Raw genomic sequence first — 26028 nt, forward strand, 5'->3', positions numbered from 1 at the left:
GCAACATCAATCAGCTCCATGTTCCCCTCGGAGCGTAGGCTTCAGCCTTGAACGAACGGACCGAGTCGATTACCACAACGATATCCAACGGCGCTTAACGGCATTCCCGAAACCACGTTTTTAAATTCGATTCATCGTTTGAATCACGTAATGCCGTCAGAAACGATCGAGCTTCATTGTATTTTCTCAATAAATACGACAACATGCTGTATTTCATTGAACAATAGACGACGAAAGACCATCAGAACCTATACTGCTTACGCTTGATGGCGCCGGGCACCTTCCAGTCGAATTTTACCGAAAGCATGCGCAGACACACCACCAGCGCCACAATGAGCAGATCGCAAACCAATTCACCGGTGAAGCTCAGAACGCCCCGCGCATATGCACGCGTGGAAAACACCGTCAGAACACTGCCGATAAGCGCCGGCACCGTGTACCAATGGCTGTCGCCGATCACGGAAGGGACCCGATTGAGCAGCACGTCACGAATCAGTCCACCACCGATGGCGGTGATCAGCCCCATGAACACGGCGGTCATTCCAGAGGTGTGGTACATGAGGGCCTTCTGGGTGCCGTTAACGGCATAAAGCCCTAAAGCCAGTGCATCCAAAGTCGCCATCGTCCACTTCAGACCATCGACCTCAGGATAGACCACCGCCACGGCGCAGGAGGCCAGCAAAGTGGTGATGACCAACCCCTTATTCGAAACGCCGACAGGCGGGAAAATGCCGAGCAACACGTCGCGGATAATTCCACCGCCAAGGCCTGTGAGCCACACGGTCATGAGAATGGCAATGAAATCGTAACGCTTCCTGACGGCCCACAAACCGCCCAGCAGGCCACAGCAAAACGTTGCCAGATATTCGATGGCCCAGAAGAACGCGTTGCTTTCCAATGCCAGCTGCATGAATCCACTCCCAATGCTTTCAGCCGATTTTTACGGGCGCTCGACACATTCGACCTTCATGATTCACATTATGCCAGCAAAGCCCGTGCCCGAAGACGTCGGTGTGTCTTGGCCGGCACGCCACATCTTCGGGCACAATAATCAAAAAAGAAAGCAGAACGTCTGCATGAAAACCGTCTAGCAGACCCTCCACATCCACTCGTGCGGATCGTCGATTTCGCCAAGCTGGATGCCAAGAAGCCTCTCGCGCAACGCGCAGGTCAGTTCGCCGGACCTGCCGCCGCCGACCTCGACGTCGAAGGTCTCCGACTTGAAGCGGCCTATCGGAGTGATGATCGCGGCCGTGCCGCAGGCGAAGACCTCGGTCACCTCTCCGGATTCGATGTCGTCGAGCAGCCCATCAAGCCTGATCATGGTCTCAACCACGTCCCGTCCCTCATCATGGGCCAGCTGAATAAGCGAACGACGCGTCACGCCCGGCAGGATGTTGCCGGTGAGCGACGGAGTTTCCAAATGCCCATCCTTATGCACGGCGAACATATTCATGCCGCCAAGCTCTTCAAGATAGGTCCTGGTAGCTGCGTCGACAAAACACACCTGCTCGCACCCGTGATCGGCGCCACGGTATTCGCCGAGCAGCGAAGCCGCATAATTGCCGCCGCACTTGGCGAAACCGGTCCCTCCGGGACCAGTGCGGAACCATTTATCTTCAACCCAGATGCTCACCGGCTTGACCCCTCCCGGGAAGTACGGACCGGAGGGAGATGCGATGACGCAGTAGTCCACCGTTTCCGGCGCACGCACGCCTAGGAACGCCTCGGAGGCGAACATGAACGGACGAATGTACAACGTGTATTCACGACGTGTCGGCACCCACTGAACATCCTGCCTGACCAGCGCTGCCACAGACCCGAGGAAGTCCTCCTCGGACAGTTCCGGCAGATAGAGACGTTTGGCGGAGTTGGCAAAGCGCTCCGCGTTGGCGTCCGGGCGAAACAGCCATGTGCTGCCGTCCGCGTGACGATACGCCTTAAGCCCTTCGAAGCACTCCTGCGCATAATGTAAAACGGAGGCGCCCGGCTGCATATCAAGCGGACCATAGGGCTCGACCCGGCGGTCGCCCCACCCGTCGCCCTTGTGCCAGACCATATGAATCATACTGTCGCTGAACAGTTGTCCGAACGCAGGCTTGTCGATGAGCTGCTCACGTCGCTCGTCGTTAACGGGGTTCGGATTCGGCTTGACGTCGAAAGCATCCGCAAGCTTCGACAACGCCGCTGGGTCATGATGGGTTTGCTCTGTCATATTCACTTCTTCTCTGGCGCCGCATGGACGGCCTTCGGGTTCATGTCAGCGGGACGCTTCCGGCATCCGCGCGTTACCAGATACTGTGGCACAAACCACCGCCCTCACGGTCGAGTCGTTCACATATTGAAAAGGTTCACTTCATCTGCCGGAACTCATCAACGAGGCGTCATTGGAAACCTGTGGTGAAAACACATATCCTTATTAAGACAATCAGGCCGATGGCCAGCGGAAGCAATCACGCTGGACATCGGCCTGATCATGTAAACGAAACGCCTATTGCCGGAAGAAATCCCGGCCTACAGGCTACTTCTCCTTTGCATCGCTTGCGGCAGCGGCATCCCCACCCTCGGCCGGAGCGGCGTCGGCGGAAACAGCTTCCGAGGGAGCGGTGGCATCCTCAGGCACCACAACGCTGACCAGCGAATCCTCCATGTCGGCTTCCACCAGCTCGACGCCAGCAGGCAGCTGGACATCTTTGGCGAAGATCTTATCGCCATCAGCCATACCTTCGACGTTCACGTCGATACGCTCAGGCAGGTTGGCCACATCGGCCTTGACGCGCAACATCTGCACATCAACGAAGGCGACGGCGGCACCCTTCGGCGTACCAACGGCGAAGACCGGCACCTCGACCTCGATCTTCTCGCCGGTCTTGACCTCATAGAAATCAATGTGCTCGACGATGCGCTTGACGGGGTTGCGCTGCACCTCCTTGACGACGGCCATCTTGGATTCCTTGCCGTACTTAATCGTGAACAGTGCGTTGGCGCGACGCAGGGCCAGCGTGCTCTCCCGCATCGGCAGCTTCACGAACACCGGCTCGTTACCGCCGGCGTAAATGGTGGCCGGAATCTGCTTGGCCACGCGCATACGGCGGGCCACTCCCTTGCCGAACTCGGTACGGAGCTCACCTTCGAGGGTGATCGTATTTGCCATAATGGTCTCCTTAACATGCCTGTACGGTGTCTTGTCTGTTGTCTCGACGCATCGACGCGCCGAAGACCACTGTCTCAAAGGAGACTGCAACATCTTTCAGCTCAGTCGATAACGGGAATCACTTCCCCTCGCCAAAGCGTGACATACGAACGACTCAAACGAGCCGAGCGCTCATCTCAACAACGTTTCCATCATACCGTCAAGGTGGACAATCCTTTATCCATATCCGCGTTCGCATACTACGCGCCGTCTCATGATGCCTTACCGTCTTTTGGCAGCCTTGCCACCCGCCACCTAGGATGACTGGCCTTGAAACTTGAACTTGCTACGCTACCGTAAGGTGACGGAAAGAGACAAACCCGCTAGAATCGGTCTTTGTACGGTTTGATTCAAGACAATAAGAAACAAGAAGGCCGAGGTTCCGCGTGTCACTCATCGAAATGCTTAAGCAGCAATCCCTGAAACTCAGTCAACGAGCCTTTAACGTCACAGGGGGTTTTCAACATCCCGTCAACAGCGAGGATCCGGAGAATCCGGATTTCAATGAGGATCGCCATCAGGTGACCATCACCCCTGTCGACATGGCCACTCTGCCCTCTAGCCATGAGTGGGGTCCCGGCTACCCCACCACCCTGTTCCTGGACGAGAAGACCGGCCTGCTGACAGTCGAAACCGCAGGAATTCCACCCATTGATGAGGGCATGTCAATCTATGACCTGTACGTCGATCGTGCAGAACGCATGGGCGGCGACCCTCTCTACACATACAAAGACGACGGCAAATGGGTCACGAAGACCGCCAACGATTTTCTTGAGGACGTGCGCGCCGTAGCCAAGGGACTTTTGCATTACGGTATCGACAAGGGCGACGCGGTGGCCTTTATGAGCCAGACATCCTACGACTGGGATGTGGTTGATGCGGCGGTGATGGCCATCGGCGGCGTGTTGGCCACCATTTATGAAACCGATTCGGCTGAGCAGATACGCAACATCGTCAACAACTCGGACTCACGCCTGTTGATTGTGGCGACCATTGAGATGCGAGAAAAGGCCAGCGGTGCCGTGGAGGACTGCCCAACCCTCGAAAAAACGTACTGCCTTGAAACGGGAGCGCTCGACGAACTGCGCGACTACGGCGAATCCATTACGGACGAGATGCTCAACAAACGCATTGATTCGATCAAGAAAACGGACCTGTGTTCGATCGTTTACACGTCCGGCTCCACTGCCGCGCCAAAGGGTGTGGAAATGACGCACGAGCACTACTGCACCACGGCGCTCAACCTACGCGACTATATGCCGGGTCTGCTGAAGCAAAAAGGCAAGTCCGTGCTTCTGTTTCTCCCTCAGGCACACACCTTCGCACGCGCGGTCAACTACATCGTGGTGGCCAGCGATCTGCGCATCTACATCTCCGGAGGCATCAAGACGCTTCTCGGCGACCTCCAAGTAGCCAAGCCGTGCGTAACCGTCATGGTGCCACGCGTGCTTGAGAAAGTATACAACGCGGCTTCGCAGAAAGCCGGCAACGGCACCAAAGGCGTGGCCTTCGCAGCCGCCGTGGTGGCCGCTCAGGAGTACGAACACCAGATGAGTGAGAATGGGTCAGCCAGTTTTGTGGCCAGGGCCCGCCGTGCCGCATTCGACCGCCCAGTGTATAGATCGTTACGCGAAGTGCTCGGCGGACACGCCGAATGGTTCGTGGCCGGCGGCGCACCACTCGACCCGAAACTGCTGGCCTTCTTCCGCGGAGCGAACGTCCCCGCATACGAAGGCTATGGGCTTACGGAGACGACGGCTCCATGCGCGTTCAATCCCATGGGCACCCCGTTCCACGAGGGCTCGGTGGGTGTGCCCTACCCCGGCTTCTCGATTCGACTTGCCGAAGACGGCGAGATTCAGGTCAAAGGCACCTGCGTGTTCAACCGGTACCACAAAAACGACGAGGCCACCGAGCTCGCGTTCACCAAGGATGGCTGGTATGCGACCGGTGATCTCGGACGTATCAGCAACGACGGTTTCCTCTACATCACCGGTCGGAAGAAAGACCTGATTATCACGGCCGGCGGCAAGAATGTTGCGCCCGGACCCATCGAAGAAGTCATCCAGCGCTGCAAGTTCGTCTCGCAGGCGCTGGTGCTGGGCGACAAGCGCCCGTTCATCTCGGCACTGATCACCATGGACGAGACCTCCCTGCGCTCGTGGCTCGAGTCCGCGGGTCTCGATCGCGACATGCCGATGGATGAGGCGTGCGAGAACGCCGTGGTGCGCGCCGAGGTGCAGACCTGGGTCGACAAGGCCAACGAAGGCGTCTCCCGCGCCGAGTCAGTGCGCAAGTTCATCCTGCTGCCCGAGGAGTTCAGCCAAGAGGATGGTCTGTTGACACCCTCCATGAAAGTCAAACGGCCCGCCGTCATCAAGCATTATGAAACGCTGCTCAACACACAGATGTACACGAAGAAGAAGTGATACCGCGGGTTTGCGCCCACTGTTTCAAACCAGCCGTGAAGGCATGTAATCGCATGCCTCCACGGCTGTTTTTTGTTCCTCGCCAGAGACCGCCACCTGGCCGTGATGTAGGCGGAAACCGACCTTCTAACGCCTGGTCCCTCACCGAAATAGCCTATGAGTGCAATGGCGGGAAGGGGAGAATCAGAAGCCGAGTCGCTGAAGCTGCTTAGGGTCCGACTGCCAGCCTTTGGCGACCTTGACGTGCAGGTCAAGTTTGGACTTCTGACCGACAATGCGATTGACGGCGGTCCGCAGACGCTTTTTGACGGCGACCAAATGCTCGGCGTGGCGGCCGATGATAATGGGTTTCTGCGAATCGCGCTCCACATAGATGGAGACCGTCACATGCGCCTTGCCGTCTTCGGTTGCCGGGTTATCCGATTCACCCGGACGGTCGATGCCATCGACCACCACGGCCAGGGAGTGCGGCAGTTCATCGTCCAGCTCTTCAAGGAATGCACCGCGCACCAGCTCAGCAATGGTGTCCTCTGGGTTCTCCTCGGTGACCTGGTCGTCGGGATACATCTGCGGACCTTGCGGGCAATGGTCGATAAGCACCTGCTGAACCTCCGTCACATTGTCACGTTTCAAAGCGCTCACGGGCACCACGTCGGCGAAGTCCGCGAAGGCATTGATTTCCACGAGCTTGTCCATCAGCTCTTTGCGGCTCAACTCATCGATTTTCGTGACCACGGCAATGAGCGGCACTCGCCACACAAACCGCCCGGTCACCTTGTCCTTTCGTGAGAACTCACTGCGAAGACGGCTCAGAATGCGCCTGTCTCCCGGCCCGATCTCCTGATCGGCAGGCAGGAGGAACGCCACCTCGTCCACGTCGTTCAAGGACTCATCGACCACATCATTCAGGCGCTGCCCCAGCAAGGTGCGCGGACGGTGGATGCCGGGGGTATCGACCAACACAAGCTGCGCGTTGCCGGTGGTGACGATCCCGCGAATAGCCTTGCGCGTGGTCTCAGGACGGCTCGAGGCGATGGCGATCTGCGCGCCGACCAAAGCGTTGATCAGTGTCGATTTGCCCACGTTCGGCCGCCCGACAACCGCAACAAAACCGGAGCGATACCCGTCCGAAACCGGACCGTTTTCGATTCCGGGTTCACGCGCGTCTTCGTGCATATTGCCTGCCGCGCCGCCGTCCGCCATCCGATTCATATTGTCCGTATCGTTCATGTCGTTCATTCCATCCACATCTGTCATGTCATTCATGTCGTTTATGTCATTCCAATCAGTCATATCATCCATGACGTTATCGGTCATTCTGCTCAGTATCCTTTGCCTCATCCTCAGTCTCGTTGTCATCAAACCGTCCCTCTTCGCTGTCACTGTCCAAACCATCCGGCTCAACGACAACCATGGACACCTGCTTGCGACGACCAGCAGTATCGGAGGCGGTAAGCTTCAGACCGCGGGTAACGGCATGCATGCCAACCAAGGGCACACGGCCGAGAAGCTTCGTCAACAGCCCATAGACGGTATCGACGTCATCCTCGTCAATATCCACTTCGAAAATGTCTTCCAGCTCGGCAATCGGCGTGCGGGCGGGCATGCGCCACTTACCCTTGCCGATCTTCTCGGGTTTGCTATGCTGGATGCGATCATGCTCGTCGTCAAGCTCTCCCACAATCTGCTCCAGCGCGTCCTCGATGGTCACCAACCCGGCGATGCCGCCATATTCATCCACGACCATCGCCACATGTTGCCGGGTGCGCTGCATCTGGTGGAACAAATCATCCACCGGTTTGGACTCCGGCACCAACATCGGTTCCCTACGAATGGAAGTAACCTTACGTTTGCGAGCCCCGGGGTTGAACGCCATGGCACGCACCGCATCCTTGAGGTACACCATACCTTTCAAATCATCCACGTCGTCACCGATCATCGGTATGCGCGAATAACCGGAACGCGAACACAGCTGAAGGAACTGTTCCAAAGTACTGCTCGAATCCACACAGATCATATCGGTACGCGGCACCATGATTTCACGTGTCAACGTCTCCGAAAGGGTCAACACGTTACGCAGCATCTCACCGACCTCGGGATCAAAGTCACTGGACTCGACCAGCCGGTCTACCATCGCGCGGCCCTGGTCGCGCTGGATCTTCTCCAGCTCCTCGTCGTCGGACAGGTCGCCGGCACCCGCACGGCGCCGGGCCTTGCGTTCCTCGCCGGTTTTGGAGAACGGGGTGAGCGCCACCGCCAGCGAGACGATGCGCGCGTAGTGCAGCATGACGTCCACCGGCTTGGAGTCCTCGGTGGAATGAGGTCTGAGCATCACCGAAAGCACGGCGACCGCGAGCGCAAACACGGCTCCGGCCACCAGCGCCCCCCACAGCGGCGAGCAGAGCGTCATGGCGATGGCGGCCACGAGCACCCCGTCGAACACGTTGCAGGTGATACGCAGGAACGCGCAGGAGCCGGCCGTGGCGTAACGGTCCACGATCAGTCGCTGAACCTTGTGAATCTTGTCGATCTGCTTGGCCTTGGCCAGGTGGCCGATGCTGTCGTCGGTCTGCACCTCGAGGATCCGGTTGTTCAGGCTCGCCCTCGTCACGCGGGAGACGGCGGTCTCACTCGAAGCGACCATCAACGAGAACGACACCAGGGACAACGCCACCAAAGCCATGATAATCACGGCTGCAAGGGTCCATGCATCAATCATGATTCAGACTCACCTTTGTTGTCGCCTGTAGCGTGCGAAGCATCCCACAAAGCCAACAGATCAGCCGAACCGCTTGGAAGCGTGGCTGACGGAATACACTGTCCCCGCACAGCAAAAAAGGTCAGCAACAGCTGCCGTTGCAGTCCGAACATCTGCCGTTCCTGAAGCGGGTCAACATGGTCATACCCCAATAGATGCAACACGCCGTGAATGGTGAGCAACAACATTTCATCCATCGCCGAATGACCGGCAGCGGCAGCCTGCTGAGCGGCCACCCACGGGCAGATCACGACATCCCCAAGCACACCTTCCTCAACCGTGCCGCCTTCGCCCGGTCGCAATTCATCCATCGGAAAACTCATCACATCGGTTGGCCCCTCGAGTTGCATCCAGCGCATATGCAACTGGGCGATTGGGTCCGGATCGACAAACAAGATCGTCAAATCCGACTTGGTGCTCACCTGCATGCGCTGCATGACCCACAACCCCAGATCCGAAAAAATCTTGGGGTCGATCTGCCACACGGTCTCGTTGGTCACCTCAACGCTCAACGGCGTTCCTTCCTTTTGTTCCGACGGTCTTGCTGTCACGATTCCGACGATCAAACGCGTCATAGGCTTCGACGATGCGCCCCACCAGCTCATGGCGTACCACGTCGCCGGAACCGAGATGCACAAACCGGACACCTTCGACATCGCCCAATATTCGTTCAATCGACCTAAGCCCCGAATGCGGCACCGCCAAATCAATTTGGGTGACGTCACCGGTGATGACCATCTTCGTGTTGAATCCCAGTCGCGTCAGGAACATCTTCATCTGTTGGGTTGTGGTATTCTGCGCCTCGTCAAGGATGACGAACGCGTCGTTCAGGGTCCGACCGCGCATGTACGCCAAAGGCGCCACCTCAATGGTGCCATCGGTCATAAAACGGTGCAGCTGTCCAGCCCCTAACATGTCCGAAAGCGCGTCGTACAGTGGCCGGAGATATGGATTGACCTTGTCGTTGAGTGTGCCCGGCAAAAAACCAAGGCTTTCGCCGGCCTCGACTGCCGGACGCGTAAGAATGATACGGCTTACCCTGCCATCCTCGAATGCCCGGACCGCTTTGGCGACGGCCAAGTATGTCTTACCCGTGCCGGCCGGCCCTATACCGAACGTGATGGTATTGGCGTCTATGGCGCCCGCATAGAGCACCTGACCAGCGGTTTTGGCTCGTACCGGCTCACCATGCGCAAAGGCAATGACACCCGGCATACGAGCCTTAAACCGGCGTTGGGGTGCCTGTTCGCTCTCGTCCTCGCCCCAGGAAGCACCATTGGGATCTCCGGGAATGCGGCGTTCATGCCCCTGTTCGGCCGATTCGCGCACAGGCTTCATCGGCGATCCTCGCCGAACGTCGAAACCGTCGTCTTCATCATCCGCGCCACCGTCGTCCCCGGAAAACTCACGGTTCGTCGCGAAGGAACCGTACCGACGATCGATATCATTGCCGACGGCAAGGCCATCGGTATCCGACGATTCGAAAGACGGGTTATGACGAACATGGCCCGAAGGTGCTGAAGACAGCCGGATGCGTTTCCCGACTTCGCGTCCTTCCAGCACACGCCTGACGTCCCGTGCGTCCACCGGACCTCGCCAAGCGGATTCGATGATGTCATCGAGCGCATCAGCCGCCTTTTCCGCTTCGACTTCGTCCCTCTTCGAGTAAGCCGACAATTCAATGCGATCACCGCGCACGAAAATACGTACAGTCGGAAAAGCCCGTTCGACCTGGCGCAATACACTGTCTCCAGGTCCCAGCACCACCACGGGATCAAGCTCGTGGGGAATAGTGATGACTCGTTTCGCGCTAGCCAATGAAGTACCGATCCGCCCTACTCGTCAAGCCGCTGACCAGTAAGCACATGCGCGTGCGCATGGAAGACCGATTGCCCCGCGTCCCGTCCGGTGTTGAAAATCAGGCGATACGAACCGTGGAACTTGTCATCGGCTATATGTTGAGCCACCTCGACAATATGCGCCAGTTCACTCGGATCGGTCTTCGCCAGTTGAGCGACGTTGTCGCAGTGCACCTTGGGAACAATCAGCACGTGCACCTTGGCTTTGGGATTGATGTCTTTGAAAGCGTAGGTGGTTTCGTCTTCGTAGACCTTGTCGCTGGGTATATCCCCAGCGATGATCCTGCAGAACAGGCAGTCGTCAGCCATTTCTCTCCTCCTGAAATCGGTAGGGACCATTGAACCGTCATCTGCTTTCAATGGTATTAGCCCGCACGGATAATCAGCGAAAGGAGCGACTAGGCGAACCGCCCAAGAGCCCGCGCCAACAACGCCAGCGCCACTGGACCTGCGGTCGATGCCCGCAAAATGTTCGCTCCAAGCACACAGCTGACTGCTCCGGCATCGACAAAAGTCTCCACTTCCTCCTCGCTGATGCCGCCTTCAGGACCGACCACGACGGCAACGGCACGCGGCCTACCATCCTCAACGCACCTGCCGGCCATCTGAGCAACGTTTGCTTCAACGTCCGCCCAAGACGCCGTGGCGTCCTGATGCAGCACGATGACCATTTCACCATGTACACAGGCCCGGCGGCACATCGCTATGACATCCTTGTCTGAGGCGCATTCGCCCAATTCGGGCGCCCATGCCCTGCGAGATTGCTCGGTGGCGGCCACCAGCGTCTGCCTCCACTTTTCATCCGTACGCCCTGCTTTGAATTTGGCGATCGAACGCGCAGCCCGCCAGGGCACGACCGCATCCACGCCGATTTGCGTGGCCATGTCGACCGCCGCAAGGTCATGGCCGGTTTTGGCAAGCGCCTGTACCAGTTTCAGACGTGTGACCGGTTGCGGCTCCGTATTGAAACCGGTCACCTCGGCAACACCGTTCTGCGCGTCAGACAGGCGCGCCCGAATTCGTAATCCGGCGCCATCGGAAAGCTCAAGTTCGTCCCCGTCCGTCAAACGCATGGCCGCTATGGCGTGACGGCGAACCGAAGCCGGCAGCGTCAGGCTCCAACCTGGGTGTAGGCCGTCACGATTAAGCGGCACGTCATCATGCGCCGGATCGATTACAAACAAGGGGGTCGTCATAAGTACAAGAGTATCGAACGGACGGACTTAGCCTTCAATGCTCAGCGCTCAGAATGTCGGCACGAGAAAAACGATCGAGCTGGACCTCGGGTATTGTCAGGCCTGCTCGATGATAGGGGCGAACCCATAGCCTTGAATCTTCAGGCTTACCCGAACCGCCGAGTATCTTCCGGCCGATCAAATTACCTCCCGACACACCGGTAGACGGCGGGGCTGAGAATGGTGTATCATTTCTATTTGTTGCTTGTCGACACCTGCCCAGGTGGCGGAATGGTAGACGCGCTAGCTTGAGGTGCTAGTGCCTCATTTTTACAGGCGTACGGGTTCAACTCCCGTCCTGGGCACGAAAATCAAAGCAAGAAAACCCCTTAATCAGCAAGGGATTTTCTTGTATCCATGGTCTTCAAACAGCCATCTTGCCTCGATGCGGCAACGCCAAGGAGCAGGCAATCACCGCTACCCCGGTACCTTACGCGTTTTCCGAAAACATTCAGACCGAAAACGTTAAATCGACCGCACTCCGCCCACCCCATCGAGACCGCAAACGAGCTTCTTCCAAAATGATCACCCGCACGACGTCGACGAGTTGGGATGCTGGTAAAGTCGAAGGACAGAACCGACAGACGCGAGAAACAGCAAAGGCGAAGGGCATGCAGATAATCAATATCGATTCAATTGACGATGAACGTGTGGCCGCATATGGCAATCTGACCGAGTTGCAGCTCCGAAACCGTCTCGAACCGGCCAAGGGACTGTTCATAGCCGAATCCCCCAAGGTGATCGATCGGGCGCTGGCGGCGGGGCGTGAGCCGATTTCATTGTTGGTCGAACAGCAGTGGCTTGAAGGCATGACGGATATGTTTGCGCGTATCGACCATCAGTGGGGCTCCGGAATACCCGTCTACGTCGCTTCCTCCGAGCAATTGAGACGATTGACGGGCTACCGGCTGCACAGAGGCGCTTTGGCGGCCATGCGGCGCTGGCCGCTGCCAAGTATTGAAACCGTGTGCCGTGGCGCGAGACGAATCGCAGTGATGGAGAACATCGTGGACCATACGAACGTCGGTGCGCTTATGCGTTCGGCGGCCGCCCTCGACGTCGACGCCGTGCTGGTGACGCCTTCGTGCGGCGACCCGCTTTATCGCCGAGCCGCACGCGTCTCCATGGGCACCGTGTTCCAAGTGCCATGGACACGTATCTGCGAACAGACTCTTGATTGCGACGGTTCGGACATTACCGAAAATTCCATCGATACATGGCAGTCCGATAATCAGGGCGGTGTTCGCAACCCGCAAAATCGCAACGACAACGAAGCATCAACCGAAAAGTTGACGGCGAACAAGACCATTGATGGTACGGTCAGCGATTCTCCGAACCAAGCGACATGCGGCAGTGACGACGATCGTCATACCAAACGGCAGGACAAACGCTGCTGGCCGGATGCAGGCATGGCTGAGTTGAAACGATTGGGCTTCACCACCGTGGCCATGGCGTTGAGCGATGATTCGATAACCCTTGACGAGCTGGTGCACCGGTTGAACAACGAACCGAGCGCCTCCGACCACATCGACAAACTTGCCCTCATATTCGGCACCGAAGGCGATGGCTTGACGCGACGCACGATTGCCGACACCGATCTGACGGTGAAAATTCCGATGAGCAATGGCGTGGACAGTCTCAACGTCGCAGCCTCCAGCGCATTGACCTTCTACGCCACACGCGTTCGCAACTGAGGTCGCCGAGTGACGATGCAACGCCGCCCGTCAACTTTCCACTCTTGGGTATACGTGACTTTTACGAGGAACGACCGGACTACGGGTTGATATCCAACCGTGTTGTGTGCCGCTAATTGCACCGGTCCAGGAATCGGCACCTGCACGGTGAGCACTCGAGGGACATCGCACGACCCGACCAATCGAACGAAGACGGACAAGAGAAAAGCCGCCTGTGGCAGGCCAACCATCAGACGGCTCGACATGGTCAGTATTTGGGCATGTTGTCGAAATTGAAACCGATGGACTCCAACTGCTCGCGACCCTCCGGGCGGATCATATCGATCGTCCAACGCGGCTGCCATGTCCAGTCAATACGGAATTCCTCGACGAGTCCGGCCAGAGCCGAAGCAGCCTCATCCTCCAACAGGTCGGTCAGCGGGCAAGCCGGAGTCGTCAGTGTCATGGTGATGATGGCACGACCCTGCTCATCGATCTCAACCCCATACACCAACCCAAGATCCACCACATCGATGCCAAGCTCGGGGTCTATGACCTGATGGAGCGCTTCGCTCACATCCGCCGCCGTCGCCCTGCCGATATCATCGAGGGCGATCAGAGGAATGCCCGTACTTTCGTCCTTCACCGAGTCCGTGTCGCTCGTATCGACGCTGGACCGAGTGACGTCGTTGACCGAATTCTTTGAGGCATCTTCAGTGGCATGACCGTCATCTTCGCCGCCCAATGCACTCACCGTCTGCGGATTGATCATGGCCGCCCTTCCCTTCTCCTGGCTACCAAGAACCTTGGTCTCGACGTCCGACATCGAAGACGCGGAGGCGGAAACCAAATTGTCGTTGTCAGTCATTTTTCATCCTTCATCGGGATTCATCCCGAATTCCATCGGCTCAGAACCATTGTATAGGCACTGAGCGCAAAATACACAAGCGTCTTAACAGACATTCTGCGACCTTAGCGTGCCTAAGCCCGCATCGAAATCTGATCGCCAATCGTAAACGACCACATTCCCGACTTTTCCAACCGTTCACGGACACGTACGAATCAGGCAAGTACTGCCACCATCACTGGGGCAAACGGAGAGCCCTGCCAGACTTGTCGAGCCTACTGAGCCAACGCTTTCGCCAGGGAATCCTTAAGGCCGGCCCATCCCAGAAGCGCACATTTAATACGCATGGGATATTTCGAAACACCCTGAAACACCACGGCATCGCCAAGCCGCTCCTCCGCCGCCTCATCACCCAGACCGACCCCGCGCGACTTCATCAGTTTCTGGAAGATAGCCTCGAGACCCATCGCCTCGTCGACGGTCTTGCCTGCTACAAGATCGACCATCATGGACAGACTGGCCTGGGAGATGGAACATCCGCTTCCATCCCACACCAATCGCTCAATGCGGCGGGGTTCGGTTTTCGATACCTCGACATGCACCGTGACTTGGTCACCGCAAGTGGGGTTGAATTGGTGCGACTGGCCCGCCGTGCAGTATTCGTGGCTCGCATGCACGGTACAGTCGGCGGAATCGTTCTGCCCAGACTGTTCGCTGGTCAGGTCAGAGGCAAAGGATTCTTTGCCGTGTGGATTTTTCGACGCATCAAGAATGACCTCTTGATACATCTGCTCAAGGTCATCGTCGCTCATAACAAAATCGCTCATACTCACACCTTAAAGAACGGACGGACTTTCGCGACCGCTTCGACGAACTGGCGCGCCTCATCGACCGTGTTGTAGACACCGGTTGAGGCCCGATTTGAAGCATAGAGACCGAAATGACGGTGCACCGGTTGGGCGCAGTGGTGACCGACCCGGATGGCGATGCCTTGGGCGTCGAGGAACTGGCCCACATCATGCGGATGCACGCCCTCAACGTCGAATGCGACCGTGCCGATACGATTGACGTTCTCGGTTGGACCAAGAATTCGGACACCTGGAATATCGACGATTTTGAGCAGTTCGTCGGTAATGGCGCGTTCATGTGCCACTACGTTATCCATGCCGATGCCGCCTAGCCAATCCGCGGCTGTCCCTGCCGCAATCATCTGCGCAACCGGTTGGGTGCCGGCCTCGAACCGCGCCGGCGGATCCATATACTGCGCCGGCTTATCCATCCATGCCAGCTCGACCATGGATCCGCCGAACGTAGCGGGCGGCAAAGCCTCAAGCAGATCACGCCTGCCATACAAGAAACCCACTCCGGTGGGTCCATACATCTTGTGGGCGCTCCAAGCGGCGAAATCGACGCCGAGAGCATGAAAATCAATGGGTAGATGCGGCACGGACTGGCAGGCGTCAAGCACCACGATGGCGCCGACTTCGTGGGCACGTCTGACGATAGGCTCCATATCGGTGATGGCGCCGGTGACATTGCTTACATGCGTGACTGCGACGACTCTAGTGCGTTCCGTAATCACGTCGTCGGCCGTATCCGCCAAAATACGACCATCATGGCTCAGATCAAACCACTTCAATGTCGCTCCCGTGCGAGCCGCAAGCTCTTGAAAAGGCAGCAACACCGAATGATGTTCGGCCTGGGAAACCACGATTTCATCGCCAGGCTTCAGCGCAAACCGTCGTGCCGCCGCTCCCCCTCGTCCAAGTGAAGCATTGCCGAAGGCGGTGGCCAGCAAATTCAGACCCGCGGTGGCACCGGCCGTCACCACGATTTCCTCTTCGCCCTCACCATCGTCAGCACCCACAAACCGCGCCATCCTGGCGCGTGCCTCTTCAAACGCCACTGTGCTGCGAGCCGCCAGTTCATGCGCCCCACGATGCACCCCGGCATTGATGGTCTCGTAGAACCCCGACTCCGCATCGATAACACATTGCGGTTTCTGCGCCGTAGCCCCGGAATCGAGGTACACCAAAGGCCGCCCGTGAATCTCCTGCTTCAGAATCGGAAACTCGTTTCGGATCGTTCCAAAGTCTGCCATTATGTGTTCCTTCTTATCGCCCAACTCTTCAGGACTACTGCCGCGGAGCGGCGGGATAAGCAACGCTCGACACGCTCCGGACCGCTCGGCCAGGCACCATGGTCGAACATCGCATACCCCCCCCCAATCCACGACCACCTGCGGAAACGAAACCAAATACCGAGCCTGGACTGTCTACAAAGGGGTTCTACGCAATCGCGGACTCGGTAGCCCCTTCGGGAAGATACTGATCGTAGCCGGTCTCCTCAAGCTCATCGGCCAGCTCCGGTCCACCAGTTTTCACAAAACGTCCGTCAGCGAACACATGAACGATATCCGGCTTAATGTACTTGAGAATCCTAGTGTAATGAGTCACCATCAGAATGCCGAGCCCGGTGTTTTCTTTGGCACGGTTCACGCCTTCCGACACGATGCGCAGTGCGTCGACGTCAAGCCCGGAGTCGGTCTCATCGAGGATGGCGAACTTCCGCTTGAGCAACTCCAACTGCAATACCTCAGCTCGCTTTTTCTCACCACCTGAGAAGCCTTCGTTGACGGAGCGTGATGCGAATTTCGGATCCATACGCAGATTCTTCATTGCGGCCTGAAGATCTTTGGTCCAGGTGCGGATGGCCGGGGCTTTGCCGTCGATCTCTGTTTTCGCGGTACGCAGGAAGTTGGTCATCGAGACACCAGAGACCTCAACCGGATACTGCATAGCCAGGAAAAGCCCGGCCTTGGCGCGTTCATCAGCCTTCATCTTGAGCAGATCCTCGCCGTCAAGCAGTGCCTGGCCGGAATCCACGAAATACTTCGGGTGGCCAGCCAAGGTGTAGGCAAGGGTGGACTTGCCCGAACCGTTGGGACCCATAATGGCGTGCGTTTCGTTCGAATTGACCGTCAAAGTCGCGCCTTTGAGAATCTGCTTGCGCCCCTCTTTGGTCTCCACCGATGCGTAGAGATCCTTGATTTCCAGTGTAGACATTTACTTATCCTCCAATACCGCTTGAATATCGGCGCTTTCGCCGCGCGCCAGCCTGCGTTCGATCACATCCATCAGATGACTGGCGATGGAAGGCACGCCGATCTGGTCGATGAGATCGGCAAAGAATCCCCGCACCACCAACTTGCGTGCCTCGGACTCCGAGACGCCGCGCGACTGCAGGTAGAACAGCTCCTCATCGTCGAAATGACCTACGGAACTGGCATGACCGGCCCCCACGATGTTGCCGTTTTCGATTTCAAGGTTTGGCTCCGAATCGGCAATGGGACCGTCGGTCAGCACAAGGTTACGATTGAGCTCATAAGAGTCGGTGTTGGGTGCGGTCGGCTTGATCAGTGCATTACCGACCCAGGTCGAATGCGCCCCTTTGCCATCCAAAGCCCCCTTGTAGACCACGCGTGACCTGCAATCGGCGTAGTTGTGAACCACCATGGTGCGATGCTCGACATGCTGGTCGGCCTCGGCGAAATAAACGCCAAGCATGTTCAAATCACCTTGCGGTCCGCCGAAGTCCTGATCCATGCGAATACGCACGATATCGCCGCCAAGAGTGACGACTGCGTGACGCAACGAAGCGCCGCTACCGACATGAATGCGCTGATTACCCACATGCTTGGAGCCTTTTTCCCATTCCTGCACAAAAGTGGTAGAGATGTGGGAGTCGGCTCCGGTCACGATTTCAACGCCTTCAGCCAACCTGGCAAGCCCATTGTGGAGCACGACGATGTCGCCGTGAGTACGATCGGCCGCTTCAAGAACCAAATGCAGCGAATCCAATGCCGCATCATTGCCTTGAACATCCACCAGAACCGGTTGCACCAGTTCCCCGGACAGGGATACGACCAAGGTCCTGTCGCCCGAGTTCCATTCGACGGCCGAAACACGGTCATTGGGTTTCATCACGGTTCCGGATGGCGCCTGCGCACGATCCACGGTCGTGACCTGAACATTCGTACCGTCGACCGGCGTTCCGTCAATGTTGGTGACCGAAACCTTCGTCCTGCCACTGGGTGTGAACACATCGAAGAACTCCTCGATCCGTTCCACCGGCGTATAACGCCAGTCCTCCTGTTTTCGGTTCGGAATCGCAAAATCCCCGACCTTGAATGAACGAGGTTCGTTGTCGGCGCTGGACGGCATGGCCGCCGGCACCGCGTACGGGTCGTTGGGATCCGCCGCCGGTATAGTAATTTCTTGTTCGGCCATGACTCAGCCCACTGATCCTTCCATCTGCAACTCGACAAGTCTGTTGAGCTCCAACGCGTATTCCATAGGCAGCTCGCGGCTGATTGGCTCCACGAAGCCACGCACGATCATGCCCATCGCCTCTTTCTCCTCGAGTCCGCGGCTCATCAGGTAGAACAACTGATCTTCGGAGACCTTTGAAACGGTCGCCTCGTGCGACATGGTCACGTCATCTTCACGTACGTCGACATGCGGGTATGTATCAGAACGTGAATAATCATCGACCAGCAAGGTGTCGCAACTGACGGACGAGCTTGAGGCCTTCGCGCCGTCGACGACCTTTACCAAACCCCTGTAGGCGCAGCGCCCACCGCCACGTGAAATGGACTTCGCCACGATGGTGGAGCTGGTGTGAGGAGCCAGATGAATCATTTTGGCTCCAGTGTCCTGATATTGCCCTTTGCCGGCGAAGCTCAACGACATCGTGGATGCCTTGGCATAGGGCTCAGCGAGGATGCATGAAGGGTATTTCATGCTGGCCTTGGAGCCGATGTTGCCATCGACCCATTCCATCGTGCCGCCCTCCTTGACATAGGCGCGCTGAGTGACGAGGTTGTAGACGTTGTTCGACCAGTTCTGCACGGTGGTGTACCGCACACGGGCGTTCTTGCCCACAATGATCTCGACGTTCGCGGCGTGCAGGGAATCGGTCGCATAGATCGGGGCCGTACAGCCTTCGACATAATGGACGTACGAGCCTTCCTCCGCGATGATGAGCGTACGCTCGAACTGCCCCATATTCGGTGTGTTGATACGGAAGTACGCCTGAAGAGGGATGTCAACATGGACGCCCTTGGGCACATAGACGAATGAGCCGCCCGACCAGGCCGCCGTGTTGAGCGCGGCGAATTTGTTGTCGTCATAGGCGATGACGGTAGCAAAATACTTTTTGACGATTTCAGGGTACTCACGAAGCGCGGTGTCCGTATCAGTGAAAATCACGCCCTGTTTCCGTAGGTCCTCCTGAATGGAGTTGTAAATCACTTCGGATTCATACTGCGCCGCAACTCCGGAAACCAGACGCTGCTTTTCGGCCTCGGGAATTCCGAGCCGATCATACGTGGTACGGATATCAGTGGGCAAATCCTCCCAGCTTTTCGCAGGCTTGTCGACCGGCTTGACGTAATACTTGAAGTCATCGGCGTCGAATTGAGACAGATCCACACCCCATTGAGGTATGGGCTTTTCAATGAACGCACGGTAGCCTTTCAGCCGCATCTGCAACATCCAGTCAGGCTCGTGCTTATCGGCGGAAATCGCGCGAACCACGCTCTCGTCGATCCCCTTTTTCGCGGCTTCTCCGGCCGCATCGGAATCATGCCACCCGTAGTTATACTCACCGAATTCCTGGATGATTTCATCATCCTGTTTGATCTTGTCTTCGTTGACACGTTCACGATCAGCCACATACTGGCTCATCTCCGTGTCAGACGCGACATTCGCAGCTACTTGATCTACCAACGCGCGCTGCCTCCTATCCTCAGAAGATTCCACATTCTAACCTAACAGAAATCGAGTTGAATTACTAGAGTCATGATCAATTTATTTGTTGGCTGAACTGTGAAATAGGACACGTTTGAACGCCGATGATCGACTATTTTCACATTCGCAACCGGCATGATGTCTAGCGGCCATCAACGGACCGGCATTGCCTGTCGCCGCAATCCAATTGACTGTATCAACCCCCCCCCATTTTAGCGCAAGGCGTTCGGACGTGCTGCGATGGCTTTAGTACCGGAAACATGATTATTCCCGAGGCACCGACAGAAGAACCCCGCCGAAGCGGGGTTCTCAGTGAGCAGGACACAGGAGTCGCGCCAGGCGACGCTCATGAGACACTCATACGATCAATCCTTGACACCGACGCTTTTCGCTGCAAGGCGTGCATCCTGATGGTCAAGCGCGGCCTTGACAAGCCCTTTGAACAGGGGGTGCGGCTTGGTCGGACGCGATTTGAACTCAGGGTGCGCCTGCGTGCCCACATAGAAGGGATGCACGTCCTGAGGCAGTTCGACGAATTCCGTAAGTTCGCCGTCCGGGCTCTGCCCGGAAATGTCAAGTCCCGATTCGCGCAGACGGTCCTTATATGCCACGTTGACTTCGTAGCGGTGACGGTGACGTTCAGTGACGTTGGTGGTGCCATAGAGGGAAGCAACCAGTGACCCCTCTTTGAGCTTGGCGGGATAAGAGCCAAGACGCATCGTGTGACCCATGTCGCCGTTGGCCAGCAACGCCTTCTGCTCCTCCATCGTGGCGATGACCGGGTTCTTGCAATCCGGGTCGAACTCGGAGGAACTGGCATCCTCAAGCTCCAGCACGTCCTGGGCGTATTCGATAACCATGCACTGCAGGCCAAGGCACAGACCCAGCGCGGGCAGCTTGTGCTCACGCGCATAACGGAGCGCACCGATCTTGCCTTCGATGCCACGGATGCCGAAACCGCCAGGCACGACGATGCCATCCATGTTTCGCAGCTCGGCGTCCGCACCGGCTTCGGTTTCACATAGATCGGCCGCCACGAGCTTGACGTTCGCCTTGGCGAAATTGCCGAAACCACCGGCCTTCACAGCTTCGATGACCGACAGGTACGCATCGGGCAGGTCGATGTACTTGCCGACGATGGCGATGTTGACCTCCTGCTTGGGGTGATGCACACGCTCGAGCAACTCATCCCACTCGGCCCAGTCGACGTCGTGGAACGGCAGTTCCAACGTACGCACGACATACGCGTCGAGTCCCTCATTAAACAGAATCTTAGGGACATCGTAGATGCTCGGCGCATCCACGCAGTTGACCACGCCTTCAGGGTTGACGTCGCACATAAGCGAAATCTTATCCTTGATGGACTGGTTCAACGGACGGTCACTGCGAAGTACCAAGGCGTCGGGTACGATGCCAAGCTGACGCAGGGCCATCACGGAGTGCTGCGTGGGCTTGGTTTTCAGTTCGTGGGCAGCTGGAAGGTAGGGCACCAACGCAACATGAACGAACATGCAGTTGGTCGGCCCGAGCTCGCGGCGCACCTCACGCGCGGCCTCCATAAAGGGCTGGGATTCAATATCGCCCACGGTGCCGCCGATCTCGGTGATGATCACGTCGACGTCATCCGCGGCCTGAGCGCGCATGCGGCTCTTGATCTCGTTGGTGATGTGCGGAATGACCTGGACGCACTGGCCGAGGTATTTGCCCGCACGCTCTTTGTCGAGTACCGACTGGTAAATCTGTCCGGTGGTGACGTTGGCTTTTTGTGAAAGGAAGACGTCAAGGAAGCGCTCATAGTGACCGATGTCAAGATCCGTCTCGGCGCCATCCTCGGTAACGTAGACCTCACCATGCTGGAACGGGTTCATCGTGCCAGGGTCAACGTTGATGTACGGGTCCAGCTTCTGCTGCAATACACGCAGACCACGACTACGCAGGAGTCGACCGAGAGAGGAGGCCGTAAGCCCCTTACCAAGGGAAGACACAACGCCTCCGGTGACGAAAATATGCTTAGTGACGTGCTCAGAGGAATGCTCATGTGTTCTATTGACCATGGAACTTCAGCCTATCAGCTCCGTAGGACTCGGCGTGTTCTGGAAAAATCGAAGGAAGACACCGGCCTCCGGTCAAAAAACACCGTCTAGACCCTCACATCGCGGACCAGCGTCGACGTAATCGCTTTACCCTTTGAGGTCCTTCGCATCCCTCCTACGCACCTCAAGGCGAAAACCCTGGTTCCGTTCTGTTTGACTCATTGCTGAATCAAATGCGCCACGGCCTCAAGGGCGAGCCTATAACCGAAAAAGCCCAGACCGGTGATGGTGCCGGTGACCACAGGACTGATGACGCTGTGCCTGCGGAACTGATCGCGTGCCGATGGGTTCGAAATGTGCACCTCCATAAGCGGCAGGCCGGCATCGGTGACCATATGCGCCGCGTCGGCCAAACCGTAACTGTAATGGGTGAAAGCGGCGGGGTTCATCACCACCGGTGTCTTTTCGTCGACCGCCTGGTGCATCCAGCCGATCACCTCCGCCTCATCGTCGGACTGCCGCACTTCGACCTCAAGGCCAAGCGTCTGCCCCCATGCCACACAATCCTTGCGTAGAGTCGCCAGATCCTGTCGTCCGTACACGTCTGGCTCACGAACCCCCAGACGTCCCAAATTCGGACCGTTGACCACGAATCACCTTTGTCATCTCATACCCTCCAATGTCTTGCCTCACCCGACATCGAACACTTCCATACCGCTACTGTAGCTTGAACCGCGCGAAAATCCATTCGTCACCCAATTGCTGATAATCTGACGGCTGACAGAAATTCCTCGACGGACATTATAAAGACAGGACCCCGCTACTGGCGAATTCGTCTGAACGCCTCTTCAAGCGCCTCGGCAGGCGGGTTTTCGATAGTCATCGGATGCCCGATGGAATCGAGGATGATGAACCGCAACGTGTTTCCGCGGGTCTTCTTGTCCTTGTGCATCAGCGCCAGCACCTCATCCCACGTACCGCCGTTCCAGGAGATGGGCAGCCCCAGCGAGGAAAGAAGGGAACGATGCAAATCGACGTCATGTTGGCTCAGGTGCCCCAGGATCTGCGACAGCTCGGCCGCGTAGACGCAACCGATGGCAACAGCGTTGCCATGCCGCCAACGGAAACGTTCAATCACTTCAATGGCGTGGGCAAGCGTGTGACCGTAGTTGAGGAATTCGCGCAGTCCGCTCTCCCTGAGGTCGTTCGAAACGTGATATGCCTTGACGCGAACGGTGCGTTCGATAAGCTCCCCCACCACATCTTCGAGAGCGGTGCCAAAGAAGCCGGAACCATCGAAGCCACGCAGAGCCACGGCGTTGTCGTCAAGAATCCGAAGTATTTCCGTATCCCGAATGAAACCGGACTTGGCCACCTCGCCCAGGCCCTCGGTAAAAATATCGTTCGGCAGTGATTGCAACGTGCGCAGATCCGCTAAGACACCGGCAGGCGTGTAGAACGAGCCGACCAGGTTCTTGCCCTCATCCGTATTGATGCCGGTCTTGCCGCCGGTCGAGGCGTCGACCATGGCCAGCAGCGAAGTAGGGCAGTTGGCATACCGAATACCGCGCATCCACGTGGCGGCGACGAATCCCGCCAAATCCGTGGCCGCTCCACCACCGACCCCAACGATGGCGTCCGAACGGGTGAATCCTTCGTCACCCAGACGTTTCCACACACCGGAAGCCACTGCGACGGTCTTGCCTTTTTCGGCGTCAGGAACCACAATGTCGGTAACCTCATATCCCGAACGTCGCAGCATCGCACGCACCTGATCCGAGTGGCGCTGCACCGGCGTGGTATGGATCAGGCCGACGCGCACCACTTCAGGCCCAAGTACCTCCGCGAGACCGTCGAGCACACCCTGCCCTACGCGCACATCATAGGGTTCGATGTCGGAACCGGTGACATGAATCGTACGTTCAACAATCGCGTTTTTCAGCTTTCTTGCCGCGACGGTCGGAGTCGAACCGTGGGTACGGACACTCAAATTGGCCAGTTGCTTGAACACGGGATCACGCATTGCAAACAGCTCGTTCCACCGGTTGCCGGCATCCCCTGCCAGCATAGGCCGATGACCGCCATGGGCGGCACGGCTTCTGGCCTCGGCAGGGTCAGCCTCCAAATAAATCAACCTGCCGCCCCGTTGAACATATCGCGTCAAGACGCGCTGAGTCGAAAGGGTCATCGGAGCCCCGCCGCCCAGCGCAAGGAGACCATCGAACGATTCGATCAGTCTGGCTATGATGCGTGCCTCGACCACACGAAAAGCGGCTTCGCCATAGTGCCGGAAATACTCCGGTATCCTCATGCCGACTTCCTTTTCAATCTCGACATCGGCGTCTTTGAAACCGACATCAAGCATGTGCGCAGCCAACTGTCCCACGCGGGTCTTGCCTGCGCCCGGCATACCGATAATCACAGCCAACGGTCGATGATCCGCCATCCAAACACCCAACTTCCAAGATTTCCGCCGGCCTGCACGACGAACGCATCTGATGCTCATCGTGACCGGCAGCATTTAACGGCTATTTACTACCTCTATAATAACCGGTCACGGCAGGAGCGCTGCGCTCCTGCGTCCAAGTCGCCAAGAGGCCACGAAGACCGGCCAACATACGAACGTCATTGCTTACAAGTCGCATGACGTTAACAGATGACATACAATTCACGATCGAGTTCGACTTCGCGTCGAACTTCGCCGTGCATCCAACCGTATCGACTTCGACGTCAAGAACACCCATCGACCCGGTTGCGTCGCAGAACATGGTCAACAACCGTAACCAGACCAACCAATGGGCACATCGACAGTGCGCTCAACAACAACGTGACAGCCCCATCACCTCCAACAGGACACCGCTTCCCACACGACAATTCCAAAATCGACAGTGATAGGGGGCGTTCAACCGCGAAAGGTTCAGTTCCGCCATCTCCTACCGATTCGGCCGTTGGAACATCAACGCATATGCTCGGGCCATGAGGAGAGATAGGACCGCACGTTTCGCCGTACCTCCGAAACGCTGTCTCCTCCGAATTTCTCGAGGGCATATTGCGCCAAAGTCAGACGCACCATTGCCTCGGCCACCACCGAAGCCGCCGGTACGGCGGTGCTGTCGGAACGCTGATTGATGGCCTTGGCCTCCTCGCCGGTGGCCACATCCACCGTACGCAAAGCCTTTGGAATCGAAGGGATGGGCTTCATCGCAGCACGCACACGAATCGGCTGCCCATTGGACATGCCCGCCTCAATTCCGCCTGCACGGTTGGAAAGGCGTGTGATGCGCCCATCCTGTCCCACCACCATTTCATCATGCGCCTGCGAACCCGGTCTATCCGCTTCAAGGAAGCCATCACCGACCTCCACGCCCTTTATGGCCTGTATACCCATCAGAGCCCCTGCGAGCGCCGCATCAAGACGCCGATCGGATTCGACATACGTGCCGATGCCTGCCGGCACACCGTAGGCAATTACCTCCACCACCCCACCGAGGGTATCGGCATCGGCCTTGGCCTGATCTATACGCGCCATCATGGCGGCCTCAGCCTGCTTGTCGAGCGTACGCACCGGAGAGGCATCCAAAGCCTCTAGATCGTCAGGTATGGGCAACGGCGTATCAGCGGAAACCGACACGCCGCCAAGGGCCACCACGTGGGCCACGGTTCGCACCCCGAGCGACTGCTCGAGAAAACGAGCGGCTACGGCACCCAAAGCCACCCGCGACGCTGTCTCACGCGCGCTGGAACGTTCCAGCGCATTGCGTGCATCGTCAAAACCATATTTGCGCATGCCGGTCAGGTCGGCGTGACCCGGACGAGGTCTTGTCAAAGGCTCGTTGCGCCCCGTCGGCGGCAGCTCGTGGTCAAGCGGTTCGGTGCTCATCACTTCGGTCCACTTGGGCCATTCGGTGTTGGCGATCTCGATGGCAATGGGCGAACCGATCGTCAGCCCATGGCGCACACCGGTCAGGAGACGCACCTTGTCTTCCTCAAATTTCATGCGAGCGCCCCGCCCGTAGCCGAGTCTGCGACGTGCAAGTGCCGAAACCACGTCGGACGAAGTAACCTCGACGCCGGCCGGCATTCCCTCTATCATGGCGACCAGCGCCTGCCCGTGCGACTCTCCGGCGGTCTGCCAACGCAACATGCCTACTCCTTCAACGTAATCCAACGATCATAAGGCTTCGAACCTTG

The 26028-nt window shown here is 57.6% G+C and carries 20 protein-coding genes, 1 tRNA gene and 1 pseudogene; 3 read left to right on the forward strand and 19 right to left on the reverse strand.

Annotated elements, in window-relative coordinates; genetic code table 11:
* Nucleotides 1–241: 241 nt before the first annotated feature.
* From BBOH_RS01100 to BBOH_RS01110, 3 genes are all read right to left on the reverse strand, one after another.
* Complete coding sequence (locus BBOH_RS01100; protein WP_044098004.1) at nt 242–910, reverse strand: trimeric intracellular cation channel family protein; 669 nt, start codon at nt 908–910, stop codon at nt 242–244.
* A 177-nt stretch (nt 911–1087) separates the two neighbouring features.
* Complete coding sequence (locus BBOH_RS01105; RefSeq protein WP_033520277.1) at nt 1088–2215, reverse strand: branched-chain amino acid aminotransferase; 1128 nt, start codon at nt 2213–2215, stop codon at nt 1088–1090.
* 306 nt (nt 2216–2521) lie between these two features.
* The gene (locus BBOH_RS01110) at nt 2522–3154 is read right to left on the reverse strand and encodes a 50S ribosomal protein L25/general stress protein Ctc (RefSeq protein ID WP_033520278.1); all 633 of its coding nucleotides are present in this window, start codon (nt 3152–3154) and stop codon (nt 2522–2524) included.
* 425 nt (nt 3155–3579) lie between these two features.
* Here BBOH_RS01110 and BBOH_RS01115 point away from each other — a divergent pair, with 425 nt between their 5' ends.
* Nucleotides 3580–5622, forward strand: a complete 2043-nt coding sequence (locus tag BBOH_RS01115; RefSeq protein WP_033520280.1) for an AMP-dependent synthetase/ligase — start codon at nt 3580–3582, stop codon at nt 5620–5622.
* Between the two features lie 183 nt (nt 5623–5805).
* Here BBOH_RS01115 and era read toward each other — a convergent pair whose 3' ends face one another.
* The 6 genes from era to BBOH_RS01145 form a co-directional block, all read right to left on the reverse strand.
* Nucleotides 5806–6798, reverse strand: coding sequence for a GTPase Era (gene era, locus BBOH_RS01120; protein WP_044098049.1), 993 nt, complete (start codon nt 6796–6798; stop codon nt 5806–5808).
* 130 nt (nt 6799–6928) lie between these two features.
* Nucleotides 6929–8341, reverse strand: coding sequence for a hemolysin family protein (locus BBOH_RS01125; protein ID WP_143242344.1), 1413 nt, complete (start codon nt 8339–8341; stop codon nt 6929–6931).
* The gene (ybeY, locus tag BBOH_RS01130; RefSeq protein ID WP_033520281.1) at nt 8338–8892 is read right to left on the reverse strand and encodes an rRNA maturation RNase YbeY; all 555 of its coding nucleotides are present in this window, start codon (nt 8890–8892) and stop codon (nt 8338–8340) included. Before ybeY ends, BBOH_RS01125 begins: the two co-directional genes overlap by 4 nt.
* Nucleotides 8882–10198, reverse strand: a complete 1317-nt coding sequence (locus BBOH_RS09150; protein WP_052118100.1) for a PhoH family protein — start codon at nt 10196–10198, stop codon at nt 8882–8884. The genes ybeY and BBOH_RS09150 overlap by 11 nt, the downstream gene beginning before the upstream one ends.
* 17 nt (nt 10199–10215) lie before the next feature.
* Nucleotides 10216–10548 carry a histidine triad nucleotide-binding protein gene (locus BBOH_RS01140; RefSeq protein WP_033520282.1) on the reverse strand — a complete coding sequence of 111 codons (333 nt, stop codon included), beginning with the start codon at nt 10546–10548 and terminating at the stop codon, nt 10216–10218.
* Between the two features lie 89 nt (nt 10549–10637).
* Entirely contained in the window at nt 10638–11435 is a 798-nt protein-coding gene (locus BBOH_RS01145) for a 16S rRNA (uracil(1498)-N(3))-methyltransferase (RefSeq protein ID WP_033520284.1), read from the reverse strand.
* Between the two features lie 256 nt (nt 11436–11691).
* On the opposite strand from BBOH_RS01145, the gene BBOH_RS01150 reads away from it, so the two are divergent.
* Both BBOH_RS01150 and BBOH_RS09155 read left to right on the forward strand, forming a co-directional pair.
* A tRNA-Leu gene (locus tag BBOH_RS01150) sits at nt 11692–11779 on the forward strand.
* Nucleotides 11780–12085: 306 nt separating this feature from the next.
* A complete protein-coding gene (locus BBOH_RS09155; RefSeq protein WP_033520667.1) occupies nt 12086–13168 on the forward strand; it encodes a TrmH family RNA methyltransferase in 1083 nt (360 codons plus the stop codon).
* Nucleotides 13169–13415: 247 nt separating this feature from the next.
* Here BBOH_RS09155 and BBOH_RS01160 read toward each other — a convergent pair whose 3' ends face one another.
* The 10 genes and pseudogenes from BBOH_RS01160 to aroC all read right to left on the reverse strand — a co-directional run bounded on the left by BBOH_RS01160 (nt 13416) and on the right by aroC (nt 25981).
* The gene (locus BBOH_RS01160) at nt 13416–14015 is read right to left on the reverse strand and encodes a metal-sulfur cluster assembly factor (protein ID WP_033520285.1); all 600 of its coding nucleotides are present in this window, start codon (nt 14013–14015) and stop codon (nt 13416–13418) included.
* 254 nt (nt 14016–14269) lie between these two features.
* Nucleotides 14270–14821 (reverse strand): Fe-S cluster assembly sulfur transfer protein SufU, encoded by a 552-nt coding sequence (gene sufU / locus BBOH_RS01165; protein ID WP_033520287.1) that lies wholly within the window; start codon nt 14819–14821, stop codon nt 14270–14272.
* A gap of 2 nt (nt 14822–14823) precedes the next feature.
* Nucleotides 14824–16095 (reverse strand): cysteine desulfurase, encoded by a 1272-nt coding sequence (locus BBOH_RS01170; protein ID WP_033520288.1) that lies wholly within the window; start codon nt 16093–16095, stop codon nt 14824–14826.
* Nucleotides 16096–16282: 187 nt separating this feature from the next.
* On the reverse strand, nt 16283–17059 hold the full coding sequence (gene sufC, locus BBOH_RS01175) for a Fe-S cluster assembly ATPase SufC (RefSeq protein WP_033520289.1): 777 nt from the start codon (nt 17057–17059) through the stop codon (nt 16283–16285).
* Complete coding sequence (gene sufD / locus BBOH_RS01180) at nt 17060–18283, reverse strand: Fe-S cluster assembly protein SufD (RefSeq protein ID WP_033520290.1); 1224 nt, start codon at nt 18281–18283, stop codon at nt 17060–17062. It lies immediately after the preceding gene.
* Nucleotides 18284–18286: 3 nt separating this feature from the next.
* On the reverse strand, nt 18287–19741 hold the full coding sequence (gene sufB / locus BBOH_RS01185; RefSeq protein WP_033520291.1) for a Fe-S cluster assembly protein SufB: 1455 nt from the start codon (nt 19739–19741) through the stop codon (nt 18287–18289).
* A gap of 428 nt (nt 19742–20169) precedes the next feature.
* Nucleotides 20170–21858: a CTP synthase gene (locus tag BBOH_RS01190; protein ID WP_033520292.1), complete on the reverse strand. Its 1689-nt coding sequence runs from the start codon at nt 21856–21858 to the stop codon at nt 20170–20172.
* A gap of 197 nt (nt 21859–22055) precedes the next feature.
* Nucleotides 22056–22503, reverse strand: a pseudogene (locus BBOH_RS01195) (type II 3-dehydroquinate dehydratase).
* Between the two features lie 154 nt (nt 22504–22657).
* Nucleotides 22658–24283, reverse strand: a complete 1626-nt coding sequence (locus tag BBOH_RS01200) for a bifunctional shikimate kinase/3-dehydroquinate synthase (protein WP_033520293.1) — start codon at nt 24281–24283, stop codon at nt 22658–22660.
* A 510-nt stretch (nt 24284–24793) separates the two neighbouring features.
* On the reverse strand, nt 24794–25981 hold the full coding sequence (gene aroC, locus BBOH_RS01210) for a chorismate synthase (protein WP_033520296.1): 1188 nt from the start codon (nt 25979–25981) through the stop codon (nt 24794–24796).
* Nucleotides 25982–26028: the final 47 nt, after the last annotated feature.

Source organism: Bifidobacterium bohemicum DSM 22767, from assembly GCF_000741525.1.
GTDB classification, from domain to species: domain Bacteria; phylum Actinomycetota; class Actinomycetes; order Actinomycetales; family Bifidobacteriaceae; genus Bifidobacterium; species Bifidobacterium bohemicum.